Annotated in this window: 1 protein-coding gene; it reads right to left on the bottom strand. The window is 54.0% G+C overall.

What is annotated here, in order from left to right:
• Window positions 1-1,254, bottom strand: a 1,254-nt coding sequence (locus GHO41_RS29230; protein ID WP_153435340.1) for a hypothetical protein, incomplete at its 3' end; no start/stop codon positions are given.
• Between the last annotated feature and the right edge of the window lie 49 nt (window positions 1,255-1,303).

Here is a 1,303-nt window from a genome sequence, read left to right as displayed (position 1 = left end):
TGGAACCAGTTCTGTGTCAGATAGGCGCAGCCGAGTGTCATTACCGCTGCGTACACGAAAAATGGTCGCCCCAACAGTCTCAGGGTTACCTGAGACTGTTAGCTCTCCCCCTGAACTGACGTAGCTACGCACTGGCGCGGACGATTGCATATTAAAACTGGGAACCTGTACCCCAAAGATGCCAGTCGAAGCTAGCGTGAACTTAGCCGCAACGGGGTCATAGCGGAGCGACGCTTGTGTGGTGGCATCGCCCCCCTTCTTGAACCGTAAAACAGACTGCCCCGATGAGCCTCCGTAAATAGCGATTGTGCCGACGCCATTAGCGCTTTCGCTACGGTCGACCACTAGGCTGCCCCGCGTAACTGTCAAGGTGCTGGTTAGCAGGTTGCCCCCCGTACCCGATAAAATCTTACCTGAACCGCTATCCGTCAGGTTGCAATACTCCGCCCACAGGGAAGTATCCAATGAGTAGAAGCGAGTTCGTCGCGTAATGTTCGGGATGCGCGTGACAGGTCCGTACTTATAGTCGCGGAGGTTATTACCTACGTTAGAACCATCGGGGTTGCTGTAGTTAGCTCGGTTTCCATCAAATTGAACTCCGAAAAACTCGTCTCGATGGGTACGGCCGAGGCGCACACTGAACGGATCAAAGCTGTTATCAAACCGTACGTTGAAATAGCGATGCCCTTGTAGCATCCGCGACGAGTTACCCGCTAGCCCGCTGATTGAGTAGGCACCACCACCTGTATCGATCAGCCAGTTCTTGTCTGGACGAATCGCATCGCGAGCAGTCCGGGTTGGGTGTTCTGAACCGAAGAGCTGGCTATCCTTCATAGTGAAGTCGGAGAAGCCGTAGCTGCCACGGTAGTCCGGTATAGCCGCGCCCAACTGCTCGTCATAGTAGGGGGCCGGGTCAGGGATGGATTGCGGGGTGCGGCTTGACAATACGATTCGAGCAGGGGCGCTTACCGATGCTACGAAAATATCCTTGAAGTTGGTTGCTGTAGAGTCCCTTGCAACGCAGAGCAGCGCATCACCCTGTTGTAGGTACAACCCAGAACGAAACTTTGGGGCGACGGTATCACCGCTATAGATGTCGATAGCAGCGTCAATCAATAAGCTAACACACTCAGCTGTGGTAGCCCCGATGCCCACCTGACCAGCTACGTCTGGATCGCTTACAAAAGTAAACACCCGCTCACCGAGGGTGATAGTGTCATTGATTGCCGGAAGAGTGCTGAAAGTTGCAGTCAAGCTTACCTTGTAGTCCTTACCATAGCTAACTAGCCCGGGTTTTGGGTCG

Origin of the sequence: Pseudomonas sp. FSL R10-0399, from assembly GCF_009600165.1 — a bacterium.
GTDB lineage: Bacteria > Pseudomonadota > Gammaproteobacteria > Pseudomonadales > Pseudomonadaceae > Aquipseudomonas > Aquipseudomonas helleri.
The sequence above is the reverse complement of the archived record's forward strand: the minus strand, read 5'-3'. Positions and strand labels throughout refer to the sequence as shown.